This window comes from Veillonella sp. (assembly GCF_032470285.1).
GTDB lineage: Bacteria > Bacillota > Negativicutes > Veillonellales > Veillonellaceae > Veillonella.
Genome location: NZ_JAWEKP010000007.1, coordinates 23593 through 48988 on the forward strand (window position 1 = coordinate 23593; position 25396 = coordinate 48988).

The 25396-nt window shown below is 38.1% G+C and carries 25 protein-coding genes; 24 read left to right on the plus strand and 1 reads right to left on the minus strand.

The window, feature by feature from the left end:
• The first annotated feature begins 10 nt into the window (after positions 1 to 10).
• The 19 genes from proC (at position 11) to E7B10_RS08545 (ending at position 16907) form a co-directional block, all read left to right on the plus strand.
• Positions 11 to 805 carry a pyrroline-5-carboxylate reductase gene (proC, locus tag E7B10_RS08455; RefSeq protein ID WP_038125708.1) on the plus strand — a complete coding sequence of 265 codons (795 nt, stop codon included), beginning with the start codon at positions 11 to 13 and terminating at the stop codon, positions 803 to 805.
• 2 nt (positions 806 to 807) lie between these two features.
• Positions 808 to 1593 carry an RNA-binding protein gene (locus tag E7B10_RS08460; RefSeq protein WP_008714983.1) on the plus strand — a complete coding sequence of 262 codons (786 nt, stop codon included), beginning with the start codon at positions 808 to 810 and terminating at the stop codon, positions 1591 to 1593.
• 57 nt (positions 1594 to 1650) lie between these two features.
• Positions 1651 to 2298, plus strand: a complete 648-nt coding sequence (locus tag E7B10_RS08465; protein ID WP_008714985.1) for a bifunctional precorrin-2 dehydrogenase/sirohydrochlorin ferrochelatase — start codon at positions 1651 to 1653, stop codon at positions 2296 to 2298.
• A complete protein-coding gene (hemA, locus tag E7B10_RS08470) occupies positions 2267 to 3538 on the plus strand; it encodes a glutamyl-tRNA reductase (protein WP_316055583.1) in 1272 nt (423 codons plus the stop codon). The genes E7B10_RS08465 and hemA overlap by 32 nt, the downstream gene beginning before the upstream one ends.
• Positions 3539 to 3542: 4 nt before the next feature.
• A complete protein-coding gene (gene hemC, locus E7B10_RS08475) occupies positions 3543 to 4481 on the plus strand; it encodes a hydroxymethylbilane synthase (protein ID WP_287511357.1) in 939 nt (312 codons plus the stop codon).
• Entirely contained in the window at positions 4478 to 5986 is a 1509-nt protein-coding gene (gene cobA / locus E7B10_RS08480) for a uroporphyrinogen-III C-methyltransferase (RefSeq protein ID WP_287511358.1), read from the plus strand. The genes hemC and cobA overlap by 4 nt, the downstream gene beginning before the upstream one ends.
• 9 nt (positions 5987 to 5995) lie before the next feature.
• Positions 5996 to 6970 carry a porphobilinogen synthase gene (gene hemB / locus E7B10_RS08485; protein WP_156697429.1) on the plus strand — a complete coding sequence of 325 codons (975 nt, stop codon included), beginning with the start codon at positions 5996 to 5998 and terminating at the stop codon, positions 6968 to 6970.
• A 9-nt stretch (positions 6971 to 6979) separates the two neighbouring features.
• Positions 6980 to 8284: a glutamate-1-semialdehyde 2,1-aminomutase gene (gene hemL / locus E7B10_RS08490; RefSeq protein WP_287511360.1), complete on the plus strand. Its 1305-nt coding sequence runs from the start codon at positions 6980 to 6982 to the stop codon at positions 8282 to 8284.
• Positions 8285 to 8330: 46 nt separating this feature from the next.
• Positions 8331 to 8792, plus strand: a complete 462-nt coding sequence (locus E7B10_RS08495; RefSeq protein WP_021148476.1) for a helix-turn-helix domain-containing protein — start codon at positions 8331 to 8333, stop codon at positions 8790 to 8792.
• 231 nt (positions 8793 to 9023) lie between these two features.
• Positions 9024 to 9404 carry a hypothetical protein gene (locus tag E7B10_RS08500; RefSeq protein WP_042986468.1) on the plus strand — a complete coding sequence of 127 codons (381 nt, stop codon included), beginning with the start codon at positions 9024 to 9026 and terminating at the stop codon, positions 9402 to 9404.
• 45 nt (positions 9405 to 9449) lie between these two features.
• Positions 9450 to 10337, plus strand: coding sequence for an immunity protein YezG family protein (locus E7B10_RS08505; RefSeq protein WP_021148475.1), 888 nt, complete (start codon positions 9450 to 9452; stop codon positions 10335 to 10337).
• Positions 10338 to 10375: 38 nt separating this feature from the next.
• Positions 10376 to 11248: a hypothetical protein gene (locus tag E7B10_RS08510; protein WP_008602594.1), complete on the plus strand. Its 873-nt coding sequence runs from the start codon at positions 10376 to 10378 to the stop codon at positions 11246 to 11248.
• 137 nt (positions 11249 to 11385) lie between these two features.
• Positions 11386 to 12150, plus strand: a complete 765-nt coding sequence (locus E7B10_RS08515) for a DUF3969 domain-containing protein (protein WP_287511500.1) — start codon at positions 11386 to 11388, stop codon at positions 12148 to 12150.
• A gap of 270 nt (positions 12151 to 12420) precedes the next feature.
• Positions 12421 to 13308 (plus strand): immunity protein YezG family protein, encoded by an 888-nt coding sequence (locus E7B10_RS08520; RefSeq protein WP_287511502.1) that lies wholly within the window; start codon positions 12421 to 12423, stop codon positions 13306 to 13308.
• A gap of 274 nt (positions 13309 to 13582) precedes the next feature.
• On the plus strand, positions 13583 to 14050 hold the full coding sequence (locus tag E7B10_RS08525) for a hypothetical protein (RefSeq protein ID WP_038150231.1): 468 nt from the start codon (positions 13583 to 13585) through the stop codon (positions 14048 to 14050).
• A 182-nt stretch (positions 14051 to 14232) separates the two neighbouring features.
• The gene (locus E7B10_RS08530) at positions 14233 to 14577 is read left to right on the plus strand and encodes a hypothetical protein (RefSeq protein ID WP_004696905.1); all 345 of its coding nucleotides are present in this window, start codon (positions 14233 to 14235) and stop codon (positions 14575 to 14577) included.
• Positions 14578 to 14599: 22 nt separating this feature from the next.
• Positions 14600 to 15073: a hypothetical protein gene (locus E7B10_RS08535; protein WP_287511503.1), complete on the plus strand. Its 474-nt coding sequence runs from the start codon at positions 14600 to 14602 to the stop codon at positions 15071 to 15073.
• Positions 15074 to 15228: 155 nt separating this feature from the next.
• A complete protein-coding gene (locus E7B10_RS08540) occupies positions 15229 to 15969 on the plus strand; it encodes a DUF3969 family protein (protein WP_287511504.1) in 741 nt (246 codons plus the stop codon).
• A gap of 689 nt (positions 15970 to 16658) precedes the next feature.
• On the plus strand, positions 16659 to 16907 hold the full coding sequence (locus E7B10_RS08545) for a hypothetical protein (RefSeq protein WP_038150230.1): 249 nt from the start codon (positions 16659 to 16661) through the stop codon (positions 16905 to 16907).
• A gap of 335 nt (positions 16908 to 17242) precedes the next feature.
• Here the strand turns inward: E7B10_RS08545 and E7B10_RS08550 are convergent, their stop codons facing one another.
• The gene (locus E7B10_RS08550) at positions 17243 to 17473 is read right to left on the minus strand and encodes a hypothetical protein (protein ID WP_316055584.1); all 231 of its coding nucleotides are present in this window, start codon (positions 17471 to 17473) and stop codon (positions 17243 to 17245) included.
• A gap of 128 nt (positions 17474 to 17601) precedes the next feature.
• On the opposite strand from E7B10_RS08550, the gene E7B10_RS08555 reads away from it, so the two are divergent.
• From E7B10_RS08555 to pyk, 5 genes are all read left to right on the plus strand, one after another.
• Positions 17602 to 18495, plus strand: a complete 894-nt coding sequence (locus E7B10_RS08555; RefSeq protein WP_118091576.1) for an immunity protein YezG family protein — start codon at positions 17602 to 17604, stop codon at positions 18493 to 18495.
• A 150-nt stretch (positions 18496 to 18645) separates the two neighbouring features.
• Complete coding sequence (locus E7B10_RS08560) at positions 18646 to 19077, plus strand: hypothetical protein (protein WP_118091577.1); 432 nt, start codon at positions 18646 to 18648, stop codon at positions 19075 to 19077.
• 205 nt (positions 19078 to 19282) lie between these two features.
• Positions 19283 to 20026, plus strand: a complete 744-nt coding sequence (locus E7B10_RS08565; protein WP_287511288.1) for a SprT family zinc-dependent metalloprotease — start codon at positions 19283 to 19285, stop codon at positions 20024 to 20026.
• Positions 20027 to 20038: 12 nt separating this feature from the next.
• Entirely contained in the window at positions 20039 to 23446 is a 3408-nt protein-coding gene (locus E7B10_RS08570; protein WP_287511286.1) for a DNA polymerase III subunit alpha, read from the plus strand.
• Between the two features lie 200 nt (positions 23447 to 23646).
• Entirely contained in the window at positions 23647 to 25395 is a 1749-nt protein-coding gene (gene pyk, locus E7B10_RS08575) for a pyruvate kinase (protein WP_287511284.1), read from the plus strand.
• Position 25396 lies beyond the last annotated feature (1 nt).

Below are 25396 nucleotides of genomic sequence, written 5' to 3' on the forward strand. Positions count from 1 at the left end.
GGTGATAACTATGTTAGGTAAAACCCTATGTATAGGCGTTGGCTCAATGGGGGGCGCTCTATTGCGCGGTGCATTACAGCATGGTGTGTTGAAAGCCTGTGATACACACATTCTAGTGCGTCGCGAAGAACAATGTAAGGCTCTTGCAGAGGAGCTTGGTGTAGTAGGTTTTACTACATTGCCTAATGTAAACGAGTACAACACTATTCTATTGGCTGTGAAACCACAAGTGTTACCATCTGTGTTAGAGACTTTAAAAGAAGTACCTTATGGGACTGTTATGATTTCTGTTGCCGCAGGTGTCACCTTAGATACTCTTGATGCGGCTATTCCACAAGCTAACTGGTTTAGAGCTATGCCAAATACACCGGCTTCTATCGGTGCGGGCATGACGGCACTTGCCGGGGATGATGTGAATACTGACTTAGGTCGTGCTGTACAAGCCTTATTTGAGGCTGTAGGCGAGGTAGCAGTGGTGAGCGAAGCCGATTTAGATCGCTTAGGCGCACTATCTGGTGCGGGCCCTGGCTATATGTTTGTCATCCTTGATGCATTGGCTGATGCGGGCGTTCGCATTGGTTTGCCACGTCAGTTGGCTATAAAGGCAGCGGCTCAAACGATGTACGGTGCAGGTAAGATGGCTCTTGAAAGTGGCAATCATCCAGCGGTACTACGAGATCAAGTGACAAGCCCTGGTGGCACCACCATTGCGGGTATTGGTGCCATGGAAAAAGGTGGACTTCGCAGTTCTCTCCAAGATGGCGTAGTAGCATGTCTTGCTCGGTCGAATGAGTTGGGGAAATAATTTTGGCAGATACTAGTAAATTAATACGATATTTCGAGGCCAGTGGCAGTGGCGAGGAAGCTCGTCGCATGCTAGATTTGGCTGAGCAGGTCGTAAAAGGTCGCCCATACCGTGTGGCGGATTTTACGAGTCCTGCAGGCCTTGTTATTGCAGATGCTATCAAGGCTAATTACCCACAGTTAACAGTTAAAACTGACGGTGGCTATGAAGGGGCGGAACGTATTCGTATCGCTTTTGTAGACAGCGATTTTAACGGTACTGTGGATATGGGTATTCGCGCTCTTAAGGTGAATTGGGACCCTCGGTTCCGATTGCTCACTCACCGCGATGTGCTAGGCTCCTTGATGGGCCTTGGCATTGATCGCTCCAAATTTGGGGACGTTATCGTCCAGCAAGGGGGCGCTCAGATTATGGTGGATGAAAGCGTGGCTGATTTCGTAATTCAAAACTTTACGAAAATTGCTATGGTTTCTGTATCTGTAGAGACTATTGAGTTATCAGATATTGCACCAAAAGAAGAAAAAATTAAAGAAGTCCGTACTACAGTCGCTTCCTTGCGCTTAGATGCGGTAGCAAGCTCTGGCTTTAGTGTATCTCGCACTAAATTGGTGAGTGCTATCAATGCGGGCTTATTACAAGTAAACTGGCAACCAGCTAAGGGGGCATCCCAAGAGGTTAAAGAAGGGGATGTCATTTCCATGCGTGGTCGTGGCCGAATGAAGGTAGAAGCTATTACAGGTACCTCTCGTAAAGGGCGTATCGGCGTATATCTGAAACGATTTATGTAGGCAGTTGAAAATCGGCTTGACCATCAAGCCGATTTTTTTGTATATAGTAGGACAGCCATGGTATCCATAACATTTCAACCTACAACTGAAGATATAATCCTATTCGTAGGCGGCGGAGAAGTAGCGGAACGACGGATGCAGCTTTTTATTGAGGAGCCTTGCCAAATTGTCGTTATTGCTCCAACTGTGACGGATACGATTAGCCAATGGGCAAAGGGAAATCGCATCACTTGGTGTGATCGGGCTTTCACAATGGACGACGAAGAGCATATTATTTCGAGTAGTTTGCTGTTTATCTGCACCGATAATCATGAACTAAACGATACCTTGTATGAGCTAGGAAAAAAACATCGCGTGTGGACCAACCGCAGTGATGATCCGAGCGCGTGTAGCTTTACTGTGCCGTCATCCCTTGAACTCGGCGATCTTCATATTGCTATTAGTGCCAATAATGTAGGACCTCGTATCAATCGTCTCGTACGACAAGATATGATGAATCGTTATGGTCAGTTGCAAAAGGCTATGCCTAGACTTAAAATATTTAGAGAAGAAGTAAAGTTACTACTTCCTACTCCAGAGGCTCGACAGAAATTTTGGCGAGACAATCTGACGGTAGAAACATTTGAAGCCATTCTCAAGGGAGAGTGGATGATTATAGAGGAGAAACTAAACTATGCAATTAGTGGTATTAGGTCTAAATCATAGAAGTGCCGCTGTAGAGGTGCGTGAACGTTTCTCGTTTGATAAAGACGAGGTAGTTGCCGCACTAAATCGCCTCTATGAATTTGACTGTATCTCAGAATGCGTTATATTATCCACCTGTAATAGAACGGAAATTTATGCTGCTTTAGAAGGTGTAGAATTCCCGAAGGATTACATGTTGGCAGTGTTAAAAGATTTAAAAGGAGCAGATCATATCGATGCAGATGCATTCTTCTTCTACGAAGAACGAGATTGTATTGAGCATCTATTCCGCGTTTCTGCTAGTCTTGATTCCCTTGTGTTAGGGGAAGGCCAAATCTTGAGCCAATTAAAAGGGGCTTATATTCAGGCTTATAGCGCAGGCTGTACGGGAACAATTTTTAATATTTTATTCCAACGGGCTATTAGCGTTGGTAAAAAGGTACGTACTAATACGGGCATTGCTAATACGCCTGTATCTGTTAGTTACACGGCGGTCAATCTTGCGGAGGACAGTTTAGATAAGCCATTATCTGAAGCTACGGTACTCATTTTAGGGGCAGGTACTATGAGCGAGTTGACGGCTACACATTTACAAGCGAAGGGTGTAAAAACGATTTTCGTATCTAATAGAACCTTTGCTAAGGCTGAAATGTTAGCGCAACGCTTTAATGGTAAAGCTGTTAAGCTCGATAACTTTGTAGACTATGCTAAAGATGCGGATATTCTTATCACATCTACAGGGGCGCCACATTATATTATTACGGAACGAGAAGCCAAGAAAATTACGACTCTTCGTAAAGGTGAACCTATCGTTATGATCGACATAGCGGTGCCTCGCGATATCGATCCTGCGGTGGCAGACTTGGACGGTATTTACCTATTTAATATTGATTCTCTTGAAAGTGTAGTAGAAGAAAATAAGGCGCAGCGCGAAGAGGAAGCTCGTCGGGCAGAACCTATTATTCATGATGCTATTGAAGATTTGTTGGATAAATTGAGCTATTTAACAGTGCGTCCTATGATGGCATTGCTCACAGAAAAGGCAGAGCGGATTCGCCGTCGTGAGTTACATCGCGCATTAGCTAAATTGCCAGATATTTCCGATAAAGAGCGCCGTGTTATGGACTCGATGAGTCGCATGATTATTCGCAAAATGTTGCGTGAACCGATGATTCACTTCAACGAAATTGCTGGTACAGAGGAAGAAGGCTTGTACTGGGACTTATTCAAAGATATGTTTAATCTTGAGAAAGAAGGCTAATGCCATGAGAGATTATATTCGAATCGGCACGCGAAAAAGTGCCCTTGCCCTATGGCAGGCTGAACATATTAGTGCAGAATTACAACGTCTGTACCCCAATATTACGGTAGAGCTAGTTCACTTTAATACAAAGGGTGACCGTATCCTAGAGAAACCACTGGCTCAAGTTGGTGGTAAAGGTTTATTTACTGCTGAGCTAGAAGAGGCTATGCATAAAGGCGATATTGATATCGCCGTACATAGCTTAAAGGATATGCCTACAGAGTTGCCAGAAGGCCTCACTCTTGGGGCTATTTCTGCTCGTGAAGTGCCTTATGATGCACTGGTGAGCCCTGTGTATAAAACACTAGACAAATTGCCACAAGGGGCTCGTGTTGGTACCAGTAGCTTGCGCCGTCAAGCTCAATTGCTACACGTTCGCCCTGACCTAAAGGTAGAGGTTATTCGCGGCAATGTACAAACTCGTTTGAGCAAGATCGAAACGGAAAAGCTAGATGGTGTTATCTTGGCTCAAGCAGGGCTTAAACGATTGGGTTTAGAAGACCAAATTACACAAGTCTTCAAGGCTGATGAAATGATTCCTGCCGTTGGACAAGGGGCGCTCGCTATTGAGTGTCGCGCCGACGATACGGAAATGCTTGATATGTTGGCTCCTATCAACGATGAAGCAACGCGCTATGCCGTTGAAGGGGAACGCAGTTTCTTGCGTCAACTAAACGGTGGTTGCCAAGTGCCAATGGGCGTGCATGGTACTATCAATAAAGGACAATTAACCTTGAAAGCCATGATTGCATCCCTCGATGGAAAAACTGTGTACGAAGGGGAAATCTCTGGCCCTGCTAAAAAGGGAGAAATCCTTGGAAAAAACCTTGCAAAAGCTTTATACGAAGAAGGGGGCAAACGCATTGTGGATGCTCTCATAGAGGAAGGAATTATAAAATGACAGGTATGGTATATCTAATTGGTGCGGGCCCTGGAGATGTTAAACTTATCACTGTAAAAGGTCGTGAATGCATCGAAAAGGCAGATGTAATTGTATATGATTATTTAGCGGATGCTCATCTGTTAGAATGGGCACGTCCAGATGCTGAATTGATTTACGCTGGTAAGCAATGTAAAGATCACACAATGCATCAATGGGAAATCAATGAGCTTTTAGTTCAAAAGGGTAAAGAAGGCAAAATTGTAGCGCGATTAAAAGGCGGTGATCCGCTCGTATTTGGTCGCGGTGGTGAAGAAGCGATGGCTCTTGGCGAAGCAGGTGTACCTTTTGAATTCGTGCCAGGCGTAACATCTCCAATCGCAGCGCCTGCTTATGCGGGTATTCCTGTAACGCAACGAGCTATGGCCACATCCTTTGCGGTGGTAACAGGTCATGAGGATCCTACAAAAGCAGTATCTGGCATTCATTGGGAAGGCCTTGCTACGGCGGTAGATACACTTTGCTTTGTAATGGGTGTCGGCAACTTGCCTGTCATTGCCGAAAAGCTGATGGCCCATGGCCGGGCAGCCTCTACACCAGTAGCACTTGTTCGGTGGGGAACAAAACCAGTACAAGAGGTATTGGTTTCTACCCTTGAACATGTCGTTGAAGATGTAGCAAAGGCTAAATTGAAAGCACCAGCTATCATCGTAGTAGGTGATGTAGTCAACCTTCGTGAAAAATTACAATGGTTCGATAATAAACCTTTATTTGGCAAAACGGTTGTAGTCACACGCGCTCGCTCCCAAGCAAGTGCATTCCGCGAAAAATTAGCGGCTCAAGGTGCTAATGTAGTGGAAGCAGCAGCAATTAAAACATCTCCATTGGAATTGTTTGAGGAAGATAAACGCATCATTAACAATACAAAAGAATACCAATGCATCGTATTCACATCTGGTGAAGGGGTTCGCTACTTCTTCGATGCTCTATATAAAGAAGGCAAAGATACACGTGCGTTAGGCAACTCTAAAGTGGCGGCTATCGGCTGTGCTACGGCTCGTGAACTTCAAAAATATGGCATCGTACCGGATATCATTCCTGTAGACTACAAGGCTGAATCTGCTGTAGAGGCTCTTGAAGAAGAACTCAGTGCAGGAGATTCTGTATTGTTGATTCAACCAAAGGTAGCACGCGATGTGATTCCACGTTGCTTGCGTCACCGCGATATGAATGTAGATATCTTGCGTTTGTACGAAACAACACAAGATACATCTCAACAAGATGCATTAGTAACAGCTTTAACAGAAGGCAATGTAGATTACATTACCTTTACAAGTTCTTCTACTGTAACAAATACAATTCAATTATTGGGAGACAATGCACTAGAGCTATTAGGCAAAACTAAAGTGGCTTGCATTGGTCCAATTACGGCTGCTACGGCTATGAGTGCAGGTCTTAAACCGGCTATCATCAGCGATGTATATACAACAGATGGCTTAGTAAACGCTATTGTAAAAGACATTTAGGAGGATTACATGTACGATTTAACATACCGTCCTCGCCGCTTGCGTATCAATCCAGAAATGCGAGATTTGGTACGCGAAACGACACTCGACGTAACTGATTTGATTTATCCATTATTTATCGTGCCTGGTGAAGGTATTAAAAAAGAAATCGACACATTGCCAGGTCAATATCACTTGTCTGTTGACGAGGCTGTGAAAGTAGCTCAAGAGACTTATGATCTTGGTGTGCGTGGTGTAGAAATCTTTGGTATTCCTACATATAAAGATGAGCAAGGTTCCTCTGCTTGGGATATGTCCCAACCAGTACAACAAGCCATCAAAGCCATCCGCGAAGCCGTGCCAAATCTCTTGGTTATTTCTGACGTATGCTTGTGCCAATATACCTCTACCGGTCACTGTGGCATGATCGATGACCATGAAATATTGAACGACGAAACATTACCATTGCTTTGTAAAGTTGCGGTAAGCCAAGCAGAAGCTGGTGCACATATGGTGGCTCCATCCGATATGATGGACGGTCGCGTAGGTGCTATTCGTGAAGCCCTTGATGCGGCAGGTTATACCAATGTATCTATCATGAGCTATGCGGCAAAATACGCATCTGCTTACTATGGTCCGTTCCGCGGAGCTGTTAATTCTGCGCCAAAATTTGGTGACCGCAAATCTTATCAAATGGACCCGGCTAATCGTTTAGAAGCTTTCAGAGAAATCGAACTCGACATCGCTGAAGGTGCAGATATTATCATGATTAAACCGGCCTTGTCCTACTTGGACATCGTTCGTGAAACGCGTGACCGCTATGAATTGCCTGTGGCGGTATACAATGTATCCGGCGAATATGCGATGGTTAAATCTGCTGCTGCGGCTGGTCTCATCGACGAAGAACGTCTCGTTATGGAAACAATGCTTTCCATGAAGCGTGCTGGTGCTAAAATCATCATTACGTACCATGCCTTAGATATTGCTAAATGGTTACAACAATAAGGAGGAACTATGTTCCAACTCGGTAAATCTGAAAAGGCCTTTAACGAGGCTAAACGTTATATGCCAGGCGGCGTAAACAGCCCTGTTCGTTCCTACCGCAGCGTAGGATCTAACCCTCCGTTTATTAGCAGCGCCAGCGGCAGCCGTATTTATGATATCGATAACAACGAATATATCGACTATGTGTTGAGCTGGGGACCTATGATCTTGGGCCATGCGAACCCTGAAGTTATTGCTAGCTTGCAAGAGGCTATTCCTCGCGGTACTAGCTATGGTGCGCCTACACTACTAGAAATAGAATTGGCTAAAAAGATACAAGCCTTCATGCCGTCTATGGAGGTTATCCGCCTCGTAAACTCTGGTACAGAGGCTACCATGAGTGCCTTGCGCGTTGCTCGTGGCTATACTGGTCGCGATCGCATCGTGAAATTTGTGGGCTGTTACCATGGTCATAGCGATGCTCTCTTGGTAAAAGCTGGCTCTGGCCTTGCTACCTTTGGCGTGCCGGATAGCCCTGGCGTTCCTCAAGGCGTAGCAGAGAATACCATAACATTGCCGTACAATGATTCTGAAGCGGTTCGTAAATTATTCGACGAGATCGGCGATACTATTGCGGCGATCATAGTTGAACCTGTAGCTGGTAACATGGGCTGCGTACCTCCAGCACCAGGTTTCCTCGAAACCTTGCGCGAAGTGACTAAGGCTCACGGCGCTGTGTTGATCTTTGACGAAGTTATGTGTGGCTTCCGCGCTAGCAGTGGGGGTGCCCAAAAGCGTTACAAGATTAAACCGGACCTTACATGCCTTGGTAAAATCGTTGGCGGTGGCATGCCACTTGCCGTGTTTGGTGGCTCTCGCGAGATTATGAACCAAATTGCTCCAGCTGGTCCTATCTACCAAGCTGGTACATTGAGTGGTAACCCAATTGCCGTTACCTCTGGTTTGGCAACGCTTTCCATTCTGCAACGTGATCCAACGGTATTTAAACAAGTAGAAGATACGACGATTGCCCTTTGCGAAGGCTTTGAAAGATTGGCGGCACAATACAATGTGCCTGTTGTAGTACAGCATGTAGGCTCTATGTTCACCATCTTCTTCACTGACAAACCAGTTAAGAACTTTGATGATGCGGCAGCTTGCAACGAAGAACAATTCAAAATGTTCTTCCACCATAACTTGAGCCATGGTATTTACTATGCGCCAAGTCCTTATGAAAGTAATTTCGTATCTATCTGCCACAAGAGTAGTGAAGTGGAACGCACATTAGCCGTTGCTGATGAAGCTTTCAAAAAAATCAGTGATACATTATTATAAAAGTATATAGTTTGTAGTTGTTTATGTATCGATACAGGTGATGAACATGCAGTTTTACAAGAATTTAAAGCGTGCTCGCGTGCGCATGGGCAAAAGCCAAATCGAAGTAGCAAAGGCCGTAGGTATCAGTAATGCGGCGCTTTCAAATTACGAAACAGGGTATCGCGAACCAGATTTAGATACACTCTGTGCCCTGTCTCGCTATTATGGATTGACCTTGGATGAGCTGTTGGATGTAAATGGAGAAGAACACGAGCCCATCTATGATCTCAGTCCTGTACTAAAAAATAAATACATCGCCTATAAAGGTGATGTATTTGAGTTAAAAGACTCGCAAAAACGTGCGCTCTTGCGTGAGCTTGATAATTTATTTACTAAATTTGAGAAATCAAAGGTAGAAGATAAAGGTAGCAAGCCAAAGACGTACAAACATGGGAACCCACATATTAATCGGGCGGGCCTAGCTAGTAGCGCTGGTAGTCTGGCGGCACGACGGAATATAAAGTAGTGCTATACTACATTGTAGATTGAGTGGAACATGTTTATTTAAACAATTTAATTAACTTAATTATAAAAAGTACCATCTATTTGGGGCTAAACGACACATAAGTCGTCCCTTGATAGATGGTACTTTTTTTGCCGCAACATAACAAAATATTCGTTGGTGGTATACGCTAGTTTAACATATAATTAAATATAGAAGTGGAATAAATATTTACTAGTCTTATAGGAGAAAGTTATGATAGTAATATTTGCAGGATTTTTAGCATTTTTATTTTGTCTGTATTTCATTAAAAATCCATACTTCACATTACAGCATATTAAAATTAAACGCTCAAAATCTTTGTTAATTACAGAGTTGTTTTTAGGTGTGATAATTTTTTTATATATTATTTTTGCAGGATATTCTAGACTAGTACGGTTTTTAATAGAATTGACATCTGTAATTCTGTTTTTATTAGAAATGTGGTTAAGAGTTCCTGCTATTGAATTGGATTGTAGTTTATCACCTGACGTGAAAGTAATGCTCATTAAAAAAGCTAAAAAAGATTTTTATTCTATATTGCCAATATTTTTTATAGCAACATGTATGTTTGTATTTAATTTCATCAAGATTTAAATAGATTTAATTTAATTGGAAAAGTGAAAATTAATAGGAGTACATATGAATATATACATTAATAAAATAAGAGATATATTAGTTGATTTAATGCCCAAGCATTGGTATAAAATTTATTTGTATTTTGAATGTTCTGAGTTAGGATCAACATCAGGTTGTTATTATATAAAAACGCCAGGTGGATCTATTATTCAATATGGTGAATTTATATATAATTTTTCTGATGAAAATAGCGAACGAATGAAACAGGGGATGTATGATATTTTAACGAATGTTAGATTATTACACGAAGCATCGATTGAGAAGTGGACTTGGGGAACAATGTATATTTCACGCGATGATTATGAGCCCCATTGTGAATTTCATAATGATCCTGTAACTGACGATTGCTGGCTCCAAAATAGATATAAGTGGGTATATAAAAACTTTGGTATTTTGGAAAATGAAGATGAATTTGATCCGAATGTATATAAAGAAATGCTAAAAGGTCCACGAGGTGTTTTATTATTGGAAGATATGGAGTCTCGTGTATTAGCAAAAAATTATACTGCCATTGATAAGGCGTTTAAGTTAAAGCATAAAAGCTTAGAATCAGAACTTGAAAAACATTATAATAAAGTGGCCAAAAGTATATACAAGTTAACGCCTCTAAATTGGCATCGTGCTAAATTACACTTTGATATGAATGTTAATAATCCCTTTGTAGAGCTTTGGGTTTATAAAACTGAGGATGACTCATGTATTACAAAGTATGTGGAAAATAATGATGAAGAGCCTGCTATTATTTCGGAAATTATGTATGATTTAAAAAATGAAGTTGTAGCGATGATTGAGACTTTTAAATTCTATAATCAAAACCCATTCTCTGGTTTAGTATATACATTAACCTCTAATGGTGAGGTATCTTTAGAGCTAACTTATGGAGATAAATAATTTTAAGTTCGTTGATGAAATTGATTGGATAAGCTTTCATGCAGATAGGAAAAAACTCAAAAAAATGGCTTGAGAGAATACTTCTTTCTTGTTTAATAGTAGTAGGTATTATTTTTGGCGGTTGGCTTTTCTTTGCTACAAACTTTATGCATCCATTTATCCACTATTTGGATCTGAGGGGAGGTATAATATATTACAAAGAGCCAACTAATATAATTGCTTCTAATGTTCTTGGTTTTGATGAAGTACGAGGGAAAATATATTATATAACTACAAATGGTATTGGTGTATATAATGAATTAAATAACGAACATGTATTTATATTACATAAAGAGCCATCTAATGAAATCAGAATAAATGACATTACTAATGTATATCCAGAATTTAGTCGTTTTTCTGATTCGGAACAGGAAGTTTGGAAAAGCAAATTTTATGCTGATTTTAGGCAAAGAATTCCTATAGAGGAGGGAAGTATCATTAGATTTCCATTCTTTTTTTCTTACGAAACCCGTGGAATTTATAATTTAGCTACAGGATCTAAATTATCGAAAATTGATACGTATAAAATTTCTAATAATATATTCTATAATGTTGATTTTGGAAGCATTACTAAGATAGATTTAGAAACTGGTATAGTATGGAAGTACTATTCTAATAACTTATTAAATTATAATTTTATTAATGAAACGGTTTCTAGTAAATCAAAAGAGTTTAGTATTAATGAATTAATCAAAGAACGAAATCATGATAAACAATTGAAAGATAAAATTATAGCTATAGATCATTATAGTCAATTTAGTAAAGAGGATAAGGAGGTTATAGAAGAATTATTTGTTAAGTTAGTCACTGCACGAGATAATATGAGCTTAAAACCAGAACATAAAATGAGGTTAGAAAACTATTTAGAGTGATTAACTTTTCAATGTATTCATACTTAGTTGGGGAGGCTGGCTAAAGAATATATATTATTTATTACTATAAATAAAAAGGGTTAATGATAAACCAGTAAATCAAAAGCTAAAATAATATAGTGGGTAGAGGTATAATTATGATTTATTTTAAAAATAAAAAAAGCTTAGATACATTTTTAATGGTCTTTATATTAGGAGCTGTTAAGGCATATAGACGAAATTATATTGATTTGACCATTCTAGAGTATTACATATTTAGTATGTCAATTCGTTTAATGTGTAGAAAAGCACATCTGTCCGATAAATTGTTAAATATTATTGGAGATGGGATGAGTTTAGAGGATGTTGATGAGTGGATGGCTCGTAGGATTCCTATACCACCATTAAATGATATGTTAGATGATATTGAATGCAGTAGTTGGATTGCTTTAATAGAACGGGAGTTAGAGGGTAATACTTTATCTGAAGCGTTAAAGATTTCTACACATGATGAAAAGAAGTTCGGTATCTATTTCTTTACCGATTATGTAGAGGAGATATTTTGGGCGTTGTTTTTGTTAGGATTGTATGAAGTCTTACAAAAACCTGAATTCATTTCTGAATCAATCTTAAGTTGTATTAACCAGACCTATTTGTCTGAAATATATACGTGTGAACGTATTCAGAATGAAGATCTTCAAGCATGTATTTCCAATTTACAGGAGATAGCGGATACTAATATATCCGGGCAATTAAGTAAAGATTTAATTACTATGAAAGCAAAATTAGCATCATTACAGATATTATTACCATTTTATGATGTGAGTTTTGACAAGTTAGAAACAGGCATTGATTTAAAAGCCACTAAAGGGATGTTTTGGCAGATCAAAGTTTCAGGGAAGTTTATAGACTTGGGATTATAGATTCTAGAAGATTTTTAAGTTGTATATATACTTATGATTATTATTTAAGAAAACTAAGCTAGAAGACTTTTCAAAAGAGGCTTTATATAACGTTAGAAAAATGCTAATGAACTCAGACCATGGTGCTAAATACTAACAATAATCGCTGGTATTATTTAGGTTATGAACTAACATTTCTTGATTTAGATAAACATCGAATCATTACTAATGATGATGTAAGAGGGATAGAAGATTTTTCGACGAAATTCCTAATAATTAATGTGAGGATATATGGATAGATATATTAAGAAAATAAGAGATATACTTATTGATTGTATGCCTGAACATTGGTATAAGGCTTATTTATATTTTGATAGTACGGAAACCGGCACAATGACTTCAGCATATTATTATGTAAAGACTCCAGTAGGGTCAATAATTAATTATGGTGATTTATTATACAATTGTAGTACTGAAAAAGTAAATTCTATTAATAATAATATGGATGAGATTTTAGTAAATGTGCGTTTATTACATAATGTATCTGTTGAGCCATGGACATGGGGAACGATGTATATTTCACGAGATGACTATGAACCCCATTGTGAATTTCATAATGATCGCGTAACTGATGAGTATTGGCTTCAAAATAGACATAAGTGGAGATATCAGAATTTTGGTGTTCTGGCTAGAGAAGATGAATTTGAGCCGGATGTATATAAAGAAATGCTAAAAGGTCCTCGCGGTGTTTTATTATTGGAGGATATGGAATCTCGTGTATTAGCAAAAAATTATACTGCCATAGATAAGGCCTTTAGATTAGAACATAAGAGTTTGGAAGATGAGCTCGAGAAACATTATAATAAAGTGGCAAAACATATATTTAAATTAACGCCTCTAAATTGGCATCGTGCTAAATTACATTTTGAGATGAATGTTGATAATCCTTCTGTAGAGATTTTTGTTTATAAAAGTGCGGATGACTCATGTATTACAAAGTATATAGAAAATAATGATAAAGAGCCGGCTATTATTTCGGAAGTTATGTATGATTTAAAGAATGAAGTTTTAGCGATGATTGATACTTTTAAATTCTATAATCAAAATCCGTTCTCTGGATTAATATTTATATTAACAGCTAATGGTGAAGTATCTTTAGAATTATCTTACTCAGATTAGTAGATTAGTATTACATACTATTATAATGACACCTATACCACCAACAAGGGCTTGGTATAGGTGTCATTTTTATATTACAAAATAATAAAAAATCGATATTAATTGAAATCTAAGTAGTTCTATTAAAATCACCAGATTTCTACGTTTTTATGAGTGTTTTATGATAAAATAAAAGCTATAAATATCTCAGCACCTAGGTCTATTATCTATAATAGACATACAATTGAGTATGAGATGACGTGAGTTTTTGGAGAAGTATTACTATTATACAAATATGAATAAAATAATTGTTTATTTTAAGAGTCTACTGCAGTTATCAAAGTTATTGGTAGTTACATTTGCTATGTTTCTCTTTATAGGTGGGTGTTGGTTATTTCATGATTTACAGTATCGGTATGTAGTCGACAGCAGATACAATACAATTTTTGATAAGGTCTATAGTGTTTATCTCATTAATAAAGGTATTTCGATGGACATTATTAATGATAAAATTTATGCTATGGATGATGATGTCTATGTTATTATCAATCAAGAGAGCAATACAATTATTGTATATTATTTAAATCTAGAAGATGTTGAAACTATAAATAATTTTACTAGATTACAACAACAGTATTATGGTGATAAGATGATCTTACAACCGATTGAAAGTTTAGGTTCCTCTGAAACGCTTGATATGTATAAGAAATTGTTAGAAGCTCCTGGAAGGTTTAAATCACAAGGTAGCAGAATTTCTTTTTAATAGCAGTATAATTTAAGATTCCAAGTTCTAACAATATAGTTAGGACATGGAGTCTTTTATTATTATTTTGATCAGTTTAAGCGGTAGTGATTAAATATAAAACTTCTTAATTAAAGGGGAGTATTATGTTACTTATATCGAATAAGTCCTATTAAAATCACCAGAATTTTACGATTTTATGAGTGTCTTATGATAAAATAGATGCTGCATTTGGTAATGCTAAAGCTGTATTCGGAAAATTAAAGATTGGTGTTAGAATGACAAAAATTTCTGAAGATAAAGTTCATGTGGTTGGGCAAGCAAAAGATATGTATAATTTTGAATGGCTTCCTGATTATGATAGTGATATTCCAGCTGTTCCACCAGCGGAATTCTCTGCTGATTATATAGCTAAACTGTTGTCTATAGCGGAAGATACATCAAAGCAAAGCGCATTAATTGCTGCAAATAATATTGCTTATTTAGAACAGAGAGCTGGAATTATAAAGCCTTATAAATATGGAATTCAAATTGATACTGTTATTTAAACTAAAGTGAGTGCATAGTGAAATGAAATATATATTAGGTATTTTTATAGGTATTGTTCTTTTAGTAGTAGGTTCAATAATTTATATTGGTGAATCTAATTCTTATAAATATGAACCTCGTTATTTTTTAGGTTATTCAAAGGGTGAAAATTATATACTAGATACTCAAACTGGTGTTACATTAGAATATAATGGATACTCTTATGAAGCGCAATCAGATTATTTATATAGTTATGGAAAAACAGGGTTTTTAAAGCTTGATTTAAACTCAGGTCAAACTTATTATTTGTTTGATCAGGAAACTGATGAAATTTACAAAACTAATATTTTAAATAGATGTTTAATAGAGAAGAGAGAACAGAAACCAATACAAACACATATTTGGTCTAGTAAGTCCGAGCTAACTACAGAAGAGCAGGATATTTATAATAGTTTAAAGGAGAAAAAGATGAGATATCCAAATCGTTCTATTATTGTTAAAGTAACAGAACAGTAGCTGTTATGTTAAATGTTTCTAGTTTAGTGTATACACTGACCTCTAAGGGGGAGGTATCCTTATAGTTATCGTATGAAGACTTAAAGTATCATATTGTAATATTAGAACCAATACTTTTTTATTAAAATATTCCGTTATTGTAATGGCAGATAAATATGAAAATAACTCTTAAAGAAAAAAGAAATATTGAATTTTATTTTTTATTAATTGCTCTAGGTGCATTACAGGCTTATAGATATAATTGTATTGATTTAGATACATTAGAATCATTAATCTATCGAATGAAGATGTTGAGTATTATTGATAAGAATAATTTATCTTCGGAATTAGAAGAAATTGTTTTACGTGGTATGGGACTAGAAGATGTTGAAGCATGGGTTAAAGGTATTTTTCCAAGTATGTTGTTAGTTGATACGATAGATACCATTGAGATAGACTGTAAGTGTTTGTTGATGGATCCTAAATATTATTCTTGTTTTACTGATTTTAAATTGTTTGAATTCGTAGATGATACTGACTTGAGTTTTGAAATTGATTATATTTCATTAGCAAACTTTGAGTTTAATATGATGATATTTCTGTTAGGATTTACATTATTACTAAGAGAAATTGATGATGATCTTAATCAGGTACTATTATCATTTAAGGATAATATTTTAAGTAAAATTAAAAATTTAAGCTATAAATATTCTGAGTCATTTAACGATGCTATTGAACTTTTTGATTTAATTGATTTCCATGAGAATAGATTTAATCCTAAACGTCAACAATTACTTTTGAAGAAAATTAGTATTAAACTTAGAGTGTATTTTGTCTCTGTTACTAAGGAGAAGATTGAGGCTGATATCGATTTCTATAAATCAGACGGTTTACTATATTATGTAGATTCAAAATAAGATATTAGTTATATAAGTTTTAGTAATGACTGCCATTCTTTTTGTAATGTTCAATATTAGAGATTCGATGCAACGACCGTTTCATCGTGAACGAGTCGATAATCTTATTATGGTTGGTAAAGATATAATATAAAATAATGACCAACTAGAGATTACTGAAATAGGTGTAGGTGGTCGTATTAAAGGTGGTGGCTGGGGAAATCATACCCACTTTAAATCGAGTCTTTCAGAAGCGAAGCCTGCTGAACTAGTTATTCCGCCATTACAAGCTATTACAAGTAATAAGATGATAGGTAAAGTATCCGATTCTATGGTGACTTTTTATTAAATTACCCAATTTTTAAAATTTTATGAGTGTTATATATTAGAATAAAAAGGCATGAATACTTCAACAACTATGGCTATTATCTACAATGGAGATACAATTGAACCATTAAGCAGGGTCGTGACAATATTGATGTATTGAATACCAAGTGTGTTGATGTGTTACAGTATGTAAACAAAGCAAGTCAATCTGTTTTCGGTATTTACTATTATTAACATTCACAAACGAGATATAGAATCGATAATTAATTTGATTATATGACTTTTTAAGATGAAGCTGTATTAGGGATAAAAGATCTTGCAGGTGGTTATATTATAGTGAGCTTATAGAGAAATATTACTATTATACTAAGAGGTAAAAATATATGGATTTTATCATGTCTTTACTGAACTTATATAATACTAATTATGAGGTTAGAGGTACAATTCAGGCTATAGGATTTTTAATTGCATTTATTTGTATCCCTGAGTTAATCGGTAATCATGATAGTATAGAATCTTTCACTCCGGCTAAGCCTATAGTGAGACGTATAGTAAGGATTATTTTAAGTATCCTCTTAGTTTTTGCTATATTTGCTTTGTTGGGGTTACTGATGGATAATGGTTTATTATAATTCATTATATTTTCTTTATACAGTAGATATTTGATTAGATTTATTCAACAATCTGTTTTTTATTAGGTTACTTATATCGAATAATTCCTATTAAAATCACCAGAATTTTACGATTTTATGAGTGTCTTATGATAAAATAGATGCTGCATTTAGTATTGTTAAAGCTTCTGTGTCACCTCCACTTTCAGAAACAGCAGCTAAAAATGATTTTAATGAGTGGTATGTAGAGTCTTTGCATAAAACTGAATAGTTTTATTTGATATAGGAGAAAGTGATGGTAATAGTCTTTGCAGGGTTTTAGTATTTTTATTTTGTATGTATTTTATTAAAAATCCTTATTTTACACTAAAAAATATTAAAATTAAACGCTCAAAATCTTTGTTAATTTCAGAGTTGTTTTTAGGTGTGATAATTTTCTTATATATTATTTTTGCAGGATATTCTAGACTGGTGCGGTTTTTATTAGAATTGACATCTGTAATTCTGTTTTTATTAGAAATGTGGTTAAGAGTTCCTGCTATTGAATCGGATTGTAGTTTATCACCTGACGTGAAAGTAATGCTCAATAAAAAAGCTAAAAAAGATTTTTATTCTACATTGCCAATGCTATTTTTATTAACATGTATGTTTGTATTTAATTTCATAAAGATTTAAATAGATTTAATTGGAAAAGTGAAGATTAATAGGAACTACTATGAATACATATATTAATAAAATAAGAGATTTACTTATTGATTGTATGCCAATACATTGGTATAAGTGTTATTTGTTTTTTGAATGTACAGAATCAGGCATGAGTTCAGCCTGTTACAATGTTAAGACCCCTTCCGGTTCTATTATTACTGATGGTGATTTGCTATATAATTGTAATGATGAAAAAGTAAAATCTATAAAAGCTGGGACTAGTGAGATTTTGACGTATGTACGTTTACTTCATGAAGCCTCTACAGAAAAATGGACGTGGGGAACAATGTATATTTCACGTGATGATTATGAGCCCCATTGTGAATTTCATAATGATCCTGTAACTGACGATTGTTGGCTTCAAAATAGATATAAGTGGGAATATCAGAATTTTGGTGTTCTAGCTAGAGAAGATGAATTTGAGCCCGATGTATATAAAGAAATGCTAAAAGGTCCACGAGGTATTTTATTATTGGAAGATATGGAATCTCGTGTATTAGCAAAAAATTATACTGCTATTGATAAGGCATTTAAGTTAAAGCATAAAAGCTTAGAATCGGAACTTGAAAAACATTATAATAAAGTGGCCAAAAGTATATACAAGTTAACGCCTCTAAATTGGCATCGTGCTAAATTACACTTTGAGATGAATGTTGATAATCCCTCTGTAGAGCTTTTGGTTTATAAAACTGAGGATGATTCATGTATTACAAAGTATGTAGAAAATAATGATAAAGAGCCGGCTATTATTTCAGAGATTATGTATGATTTAAAGAATGAAATTTTAGCGATGATTGAAACTTTTAAATTCTATAATCAAAACCCATTCTCTGGTTTAGTATATACATTAACATCTAATGGTGAGGTATCTTTAGAGCTAACTTATGGAGATAAAAAATTTTAAGTTTGTTGATGAAATTGATTGGATAAGCTTTTACGCATCTGTTCATTAGGCATTCGGAATCGATGAGTGGCAAACTATACTACAAAGAGTTAACTAATAGGATTGACTCTGATATTAGTGATATTGATGAGGTAAGAGGGAAAATTAGGGATGAAATTTAAAACAATTTATTCTGTTTTTTGGTACTTATTTTTAGGCTGCTCTTTTGTATGGCTAATTTGTGGATTATGCTACAATTTCTTCTATAATGGTAAAGTTGAGCAGTCTAGAGTAGAATTGATACAAGCTTTAAATGCATATTTTCCTCGAGAACAATATTTGAATGCTAGCGAAGTATATGAGTCGAACAGAAGAACTCTTTTCTCAAAAGGTATGGCAAGAAATATAAGGAAAGATTCATTACATAAAGATATAGAATCAATAAAACCTATAAGTGGGAATTGGGAGTTAATTGACCAAGCTAAAACTCGTTATGTATATGAAAATGAATCGTATAGAGTATATGTATTAGAGGATCCAAGGAATGATGGATATATTGTAGTTTTAGCACGTAATAATTGGTTAGAAATGTTGTATTTATAATTAATTGTTTTAGTTCTAATATGTTCTTTTGTGGTTGAATATAGAATAATAATAATTAAATTATTTATAACAACTAGTGAAAGCTGTTGTACTAAGGAGCTGTTTTATACGGCTCCTTTTTATTATTCTATTTATATCGAATAATTCCTATTAAACTTACCAGAATTTTACGTTTTTATGAGTATTTTATGATAAAATAAAAGGTATGAATACTTCAACAACTAGGTCTATTACCTATAATGGCGACAGAATTGAATATGAGTTAACCATTAAGCGTGTGAAGAACATGAATATGCGCATCACGAGGGATGGTGTGATCCATGTGTCGGCGAATGGGTATGTGCCGGATTATAGGGTGGACAAGTTTGTCATCGAGAATATGCCCTTCATTGAGCGGGCTCGTTACAAGATTGATGCATTGAATGCTAAGCGTGTCGATGCATTGCAGTATGTGAATGGTGAAAGCTTATCAATTCTCGGTATTCCCGTTACCTTGCGCCTAGTTGAGCAGGATGGAAAGCCTCATATCGGCTTCGATGGAAAAGCCATTCTTACCATGGTTGTACCTCAGGGTACGACATTTGAAGCTAAACATAAATTAATGCAAAGTTATTGGCGTAATTTAGGGGAGAAGGTCTTTGTCCATTGGGCGAAGGTCGTGTATCAACGCTTTCACAAGCAAGGTATTGATGTGCCTCTGCCAACCATAAAACAGCAGCGTATGAAGAGCCGTTGGGGTTCTTGTACCCCAGCAAAGCAGCTCATCAAGATGAATACCCGATTATTAGAGGGGCCACAGGCGTATATTGAGTACGTTATGGTTCATGAGTTTGCTCATTTTAAATATTTAGACCATTCCAAGAACTTTCACAATCTCGTGGCACAGTTTTTGCCAGATTGGAAGGCTCGTAAGAAGTCATTGAACGTGTATTTTGCTCATCGCCCTTAAAGGAGGTGTACCATGCAGCCATTTGTACATTTACATAGTCATACAGAGTTTAGTTTGCTGGACGGCATCAGTCGTTTGCCTGACATGGTACGTCGTGCGAAGGAGTTAAATCAGCCGGCCCTTGCCATTACAGATCATGGCAATATGTACGCAGCCATTTATTTCTACAAAGAATGTATGGCGCAAGGCGTTAAGCCTATCATCGGTTGTGAAGTATATGTAACGGAAAACAATCGATTTGATCGTCCCGAAGGTCGCAGCCGTGAAAGACTAAAACATCTTATCCTTTTGGCTGAGACCATGGAAGGGTATCGTAATCTCGTTAAAATCGTATCAAAAGCGTCTACAGAAGGCATGCTATATCGACCCCGTGCAGATCGCGATCTATTGCGTCAATACAGCAAGGGCATTATTGCCCTTAGTGCATGTATTCAAGGGGAAATTCCTCAGTATATCTTACAAGACAATATGGACGGTGCTAGACGCTCAATTGAGTGGTATATCGAGACCTATGGCAAGGATAATTTCTTCTTAGAAATTCAAAATCATGGCTTGCCAGAGGAGGCAAAGGCTCAAGAGGAGCTCATTAAGCTCAGCAAGGAATATGGCCTTGGCATTGTAGCGTCTAATGATTTCCACTATGTCTTAAAAGAGGATGCAGACGCGCAGGATATCAAGGTTTGTATATCTACAGGCCGTCGCCGTGCCGAAGTGGACCGCTTAAAGTTCCCTAATGATGAGTTCTATTTGAAATCTGGGGATGAGATGGCGCAGTTGTTCTCTCATATTCCTGGGGCCATTGAAAACACATTAAAAATTGCAGAGCGCTGTAACGTAGAATTCAACTTCGACGAACATCACTTGCCGCACTTTGATGTGCCAGAAGGGGAAACTTCTAAAACGTATTTACGTAAGGTTTGTGAACGAGAAATTCCACGCCTCTATGGTGAAGCCTCTGAAGAGTTACAAAAACGCTTAGATTACGAGTTAGATGTTATTGGCACCATGGGCTTTGAGGACTACTTCCTCATCGTATGGGATTATGTGCGCTATGCTCGTGAGCATGATATCTTAGTAGGTCCTGGCCGTGGTTCTGCGGCGGGGTCCGTAGTAGCCTATCTACTTGGCATTACAGGCCTAGATCCATTGAAATACGATTTGCTCTTTGAACGGTTCTTAAATCCAGAACGGGTAAGCATGCCTGATATCGATATTGACTTCTGCTATGAAAAACGTGGTCAAGCCATCGAATATGTAACGAGAAAATACGGTCAAGCTCGAGTGTCTCAGATTATTACCTTTGGTACAGAAGCGGCTCGTGCTGTTATTCGTGACGTAGGTCGCGTGCTCGACTTACCACTGGCCGAAGTGAACCGCATCGCTAAAATGATTCCCAACGAACTGGGGATTACCTTAGATAAGGCTCTACAAGGCAAAGAGTTAAAAGCTTTATACGAAGCCGATCCAAATGTTAAAGAGTTATTCGATTTTGGTAAAAAGCTAGAAGGCATAGCGCGCAATTCGTCCACTCATGCGGCGGGCGTCGTAATTTCTGCGGACCCTCTCGATGACCATGTGCCGGTACAAAATGCCAACGATGAAGGCTTTGTTACGCAGTACGATAAGGATAATATCGAGGAATTAGGCCTCTTAAAGATGGACTTCTTGGGCCTCCGCACCTTGACGGTTATGGGGGATGCCTTAAAGCTCATCAAGGCGAACCGTGGTATTGACCTAGACTTAGACGCCATTCCGCTCGATGATAAGGCGGCATGTGACATCCTTACAAAAGGCGATACGTCTGGTGTATTCCAGCTTGAGTCGGAAGGTATTACTAAGCTCGTTATGGACCTTAAGCCTGAGCATTTTGAAGACTTAATTCCGTTGGTAGCCTTGTACCGTCCAGGTCCACTAGGTTCTGGCATGGTGGCGGATTTCATCGACCGCCGTCACGGTAAAAAAGAGGTTACCTACTTACATCCAATTTTGGAACCGATTTTAAAAGATACCTTTGGTGTAATCTTATACCAAGAACAGGTTATGCAGATTGCCTCCGCCATGGGTGGCTTCTCCCTTGGTCAAGCGGATTTGATGCGCCGTGCTATGGGTAAGAAAAAGGAATCTGTTCTAAAGGCGCAACGGGAGTCCTTTATTCAAGGCTCTGTAGCGAACGGTATTACCGAGTCCGTTGCGAATGAAGTATTCGACTTGCTCGTATACTTTGCTGGTTACGGCTTCAATAAATCTCATAGTGCGGCTTATGCGTATATCGCGTACCAAACGGCGTATTTGAAAGCCCACTATTTCCCTGAATTTATGGCTGCAACCATGACTAGCTTCATGCAGAACATGCAAAAGTTAACGTATTACATTAACTCTTGCAAGAAGCATAATGTTAAGGTTCTAGGCCCAGATATTAACTATTCTGAGCGCAGCTTTGCCGTACAAGACGATGCCATTCGCTTTGGCCTTGGTGGTATCAAGAACGTAGGGGATAATGCCATCGATCGCTTGATTCGCGAGCGCAATGAGCATGGTCTGTATACGGATATCGTGGACTTCTGCAAACGGGTAGATAATCGAGTTGTGAATAAACGACTTCTTGAAAGTCTCATTCGCTGCGGTGCCATGGATGGCTTCCAGGAAAACCGGAATCAGTTGCTACACATGTATGAAAGCGCCCAAGCCGTTGGTGCTAAAGAGCAAAAAGATGCCGCTATGGGCACTATGAGTCTTTTTGGTGATATGGAAGAGACGGTAGAGTTTATTCCTGTTCCTACTGTAGAGGATTTATCGGAAGACGATAAATTAAAAGATGAAAAGGAATACACTGGCTTTTATATTACGGGTCATCCATTGCAAGGTTATGCGAAGGAATTAGAAGGTCTCTTTGAACTGGGGGCTCTTGTAGAAAATCCAGAGCAATATGATGGTCAAACCATTACCTTTGGGGGCCTTATTGAAAATAAATCGGACCGCATGACAAAGCGCAATGAGCTTATGTCTATACTTCGCATCGAGGATTATTCGGGGGCGACGAATGTAGTGGCGTTCCCTAAGGTCTTTAGTCAAAGCCAACAGTTCCTTGCGGTCGATATGATCGTTAAGGTAAAAGGTCGCGTTGATGCGGATGAAAAGGGCGTGCAAATCATTGCAGACCGTATTACTCCATTAAAGGTAAACTATGGGCAGGCAAAACAGGTGGCAATCCACATTTATAGTCAATATGATACGCCAGAAAATAGTGAAGCTTTAAAACGCTTGTTGACTAATACCGCTGGCTCCGTGCCAACGTCATTATATTTACACCGTCAACGGAAACGCATTAATTTACCACCGAATATGTGCTTTGACCCTAGTGACGAATCCATTAAGGCTATTGAAGCTATTCTAGGGGAGGGCTCCGTAGAGGTGCAGTAAACATATAAAGTTAACGCAAGTATGTGTGACATGTAATGAGCATATATAGGTGCAACATGTAATAAGCATATACTTGATACAATAAGTATATAAACGGTGAAGAAAGACATATGTTGCGTGGGGCACAGATAGCTTTTACCAACATTGATATAATAAGAAATGAACTATCCTATCTAGGGATTGCTTTCATAGGAGGGATTATGAAACGTACAAAAATTGTATGTACTGTAGGTCCAGGAACGGATAAATTTGGCATCTTAGAAGATATGATGCGATCTGGCATGAATGTAGCTCGTTTTAACTTCTCCCACGGATCCCATGAAGAGCAAGCAGAACGCATGCAAATGGTGCGCGATGCGGCGATGATTGTGAATAAACCAATCGCATTAATGCTCGATACAAAAGGTCCAGAGGTACGTCTTGGTCTATTTAAAAAGGGCAAGGTATTTCTCGAAGCCGGTCAACAATTTACGTTGACTACAGATGATGTGGAAGGTACAAAAGAGCTTAGCTCCGTGAACTACAAAGGTCTTACAGGCGATGTGTCCGTAGGGGATAAAGTCCTCTTGGCTGATGGGCTTGTAACACTTATTATTGATGCTATCGAAGGTAATAATATCGTTACAACTGTTCAAAACAGCGGGGAAATCGGTAACCGCAAGCGCGTAGCTGTACCAGGCGTAGCCCTAAGCTTGCCACCCGTATCTGAACAGGATGAAGCAGACTTGCGCTTTGGCTGTCAACAAGGGGTAGACTTTGTGGCCGCATCCTTTATGCAACGCGGTAAAGACATTGTGGCTATTCGACGGATTCTTGAGTCTGAGAAAAAAGACATCAAGATTATCGCGAAAATTGAAAATGCAGAAGGTGTTAAAAATATCGATGAAATCTTGGAAGTTGCGGATGGACTCATGGTTGCTCGTGGCGATCTCGGTGTAGAAATTCCTGCAGAAGAGGTGCCAGTACTTCAAAAGATGATGATTGAAAAATGTAATGACTTGGGGAAACCTGTTATTACGGCGACACAAATGCTTGAGTCTATGATTCAAAACCCACGTCCAACACGGGCGGAAGCAAGTGACGTAGCCAACGCCATTTTGGATGGTACTGATGCGATTATGTTGTCTGGCGAAACGGCTAATGGTTCCTATCCTGTAGAAGCTGTTGCAACCATGACTCGCATTGCAGAGGTAACGGAGAAGGCTGCAATTTATGATAGCTATAGCCGTGCTCGTGAGGATGAAGAAATGACTACCACAAGCGCCGTATGTTTGGCTAGTGTACGCGTAGCTCAAAACCTCGGGGCCACAGCTATTTTGACATGTACTGAATCTGGTCACACCGCACTTAGTGTGGCTCGTCATCGTCCAGATTGTAAAATCATCGCTGTTACACCTCATGAGGAAACTATCCGTCGCATGCAATTATGCTGGGGCGTAGAGGCTATCAAGGGACATGAAATCATCAACTCCGATGAAATGGTTAAACAAGCTATTACCGGTGCTCTCGGCACTCGCGCCATCGAGTCTGGTGACCTCGTAGTTGTTACTGCTGGTGTGCCATCTGGTGCCACAGGCACGACCAATATGATTCGCGTTCATATTGCAGGTCGAGTGCTCCTGTCTGGTAATGGTATTTTACGCAAATCCGTTACAGGTAATGTGTACATTGCTGCTAATCATAAGGGCAATTATGAAAGTTTTAAAGACGGGGACATCCTAGTGGTAGGTACAATGGAGCCTGAATTGATGGCCATTGCCAAACGTGCTGGCGGTATCATTGCAGTGGAAGATGGTTATACATCGGACAGCGCTATCGCGGGCATTACGTATGGTATTCCTGTTATTTTAGGCGCTAAAAATGCTCATGAAGTGCTCCTCGAAGGTCAAGAAGTGACTATCGATGGAGAACGTGGTAAGGTATTTGCGGGCATTGCCAATGCTCGATAAT

Excerpts from the sequence above, each read along its gene's own strand:
- E7B10_RS08500 (WP_042986468.1), top strand. The coding sequence starts at position 9,024 with ATGATAGTAATATTTGCAGGATTTTTAGCATTTTTATTTTGTCTGTAT.
- E7B10_RS08570 (WP_287511286.1), top strand. The coding sequence starts at position 20,039 with ATGCAGCCATTTGTACATTTACATAGTCATACAGAGTTTAGTTTGCTG.
- E7B10_RS08465 (WP_008714985.1), top strand. The coding sequence starts at position 1,651 with ATGGTATCCATAACATTTCAACCTACAACTGAAGATATAATCCTATTC.
- E7B10_RS08515 (WP_287511500.1), top strand. The coding sequence starts at position 11,386 with ATGATTTATTTTAAAAATAAAAAAAGCTTAGATACATTTTTAATGGTC.
- hemB (WP_156697429.1), top strand. The coding sequence starts at position 5,996 with ATGTACGATTTAACATACCGTCCTCGCCGCTTGCGTATCAATCCAGAA.
- E7B10_RS08565 (WP_287511288.1), top strand. The coding sequence starts at position 19,283 with ATGAATACTTCAACAACTAGGTCTATTACCTATAATGGCGACAGAATT.
- proC (WP_038125708.1), top strand. The coding sequence starts at position 11 with ATGTTAGGTAAAACCCTATGTATAGGCGTTGGCTCAATGGGGGGCGCT.
- pyk (WP_287511284.1), top strand. The coding sequence starts at position 23,647 with ATGAAACGTACAAAAATTGTATGTACTGTAGGTCCAGGAACGGATAAA.
- E7B10_RS08510 (WP_008602594.1), top strand. The coding sequence starts at position 10,376 with ATGCAGATAGGAAAAAACTCAAAAAAATGGCTTGAGAGAATACTTCTT.
- E7B10_RS08525 (WP_038150231.1), top strand. The coding sequence starts at position 13,583 with ATGAATAAAATAATTGTTTATTTTAAGAGTCTACTGCAGTTATCAAAG.
- E7B10_RS08555 (WP_118091576.1), top strand. The coding sequence starts at position 17,602 with ATGAATACATATATTAATAAAATAAGAGATTTACTTATTGATTGTATG.
- E7B10_RS08535 (WP_287511503.1), top strand. The coding sequence starts at position 14,600 with ATGAAATATATATTAGGTATTTTTATAGGTATTGTTCTTTTAGTAGTA.
- hemA (WP_316055583.1), top strand. The coding sequence starts at position 2,267 with ATGCAATTAGTGGTATTAGGTCTAAATCATAGAAGTGCCGCTGTAGAG.
- E7B10_RS08520 (WP_287511502.1), top strand. The coding sequence starts at position 12,421 with ATGGATAGATATATTAAGAAAATAAGAGATATACTTATTGATTGTATG.
- hemC (WP_287511357.1), top strand. The coding sequence starts at position 3,543 with ATGAGAGATTATATTCGAATCGGCACGCGAAAAAGTGCCCTTGCCCTA.
- E7B10_RS08560 (WP_118091577.1), top strand. The coding sequence starts at position 18,646 with ATGAAATTTAAAACAATTTATTCTGTTTTTTGGTACTTATTTTTAGGC.
- E7B10_RS08540 (WP_287511504.1), top strand. The coding sequence starts at position 15,229 with ATGAAAATAACTCTTAAAGAAAAAAGAAATATTGAATTTTATTTTTTA.
- hemL (WP_287511360.1), top strand. The coding sequence starts at position 6,980 with ATGTTCCAACTCGGTAAATCTGAAAAGGCCTTTAACGAGGCTAAACGT.
- E7B10_RS08505 (WP_021148475.1), top strand. The coding sequence starts at position 9,450 with ATGAATATATACATTAATAAAATAAGAGATATATTAGTTGATTTAATG.
- E7B10_RS08545 (WP_038150230.1), top strand. The coding sequence starts at position 16,659 with ATGGATTTTATCATGTCTTTACTGAACTTATATAATACTAATTATGAG.
- cobA (WP_287511358.1), top strand. The coding sequence starts at position 4,478 with ATGACAGGTATGGTATATCTAATTGGTGCGGGCCCTGGAGATGTTAAA.
- E7B10_RS08495 (WP_021148476.1), top strand. The coding sequence starts at position 8,331 with ATGCAGTTTTACAAGAATTTAAAGCGTGCTCGCGTGCGCATGGGCAAA.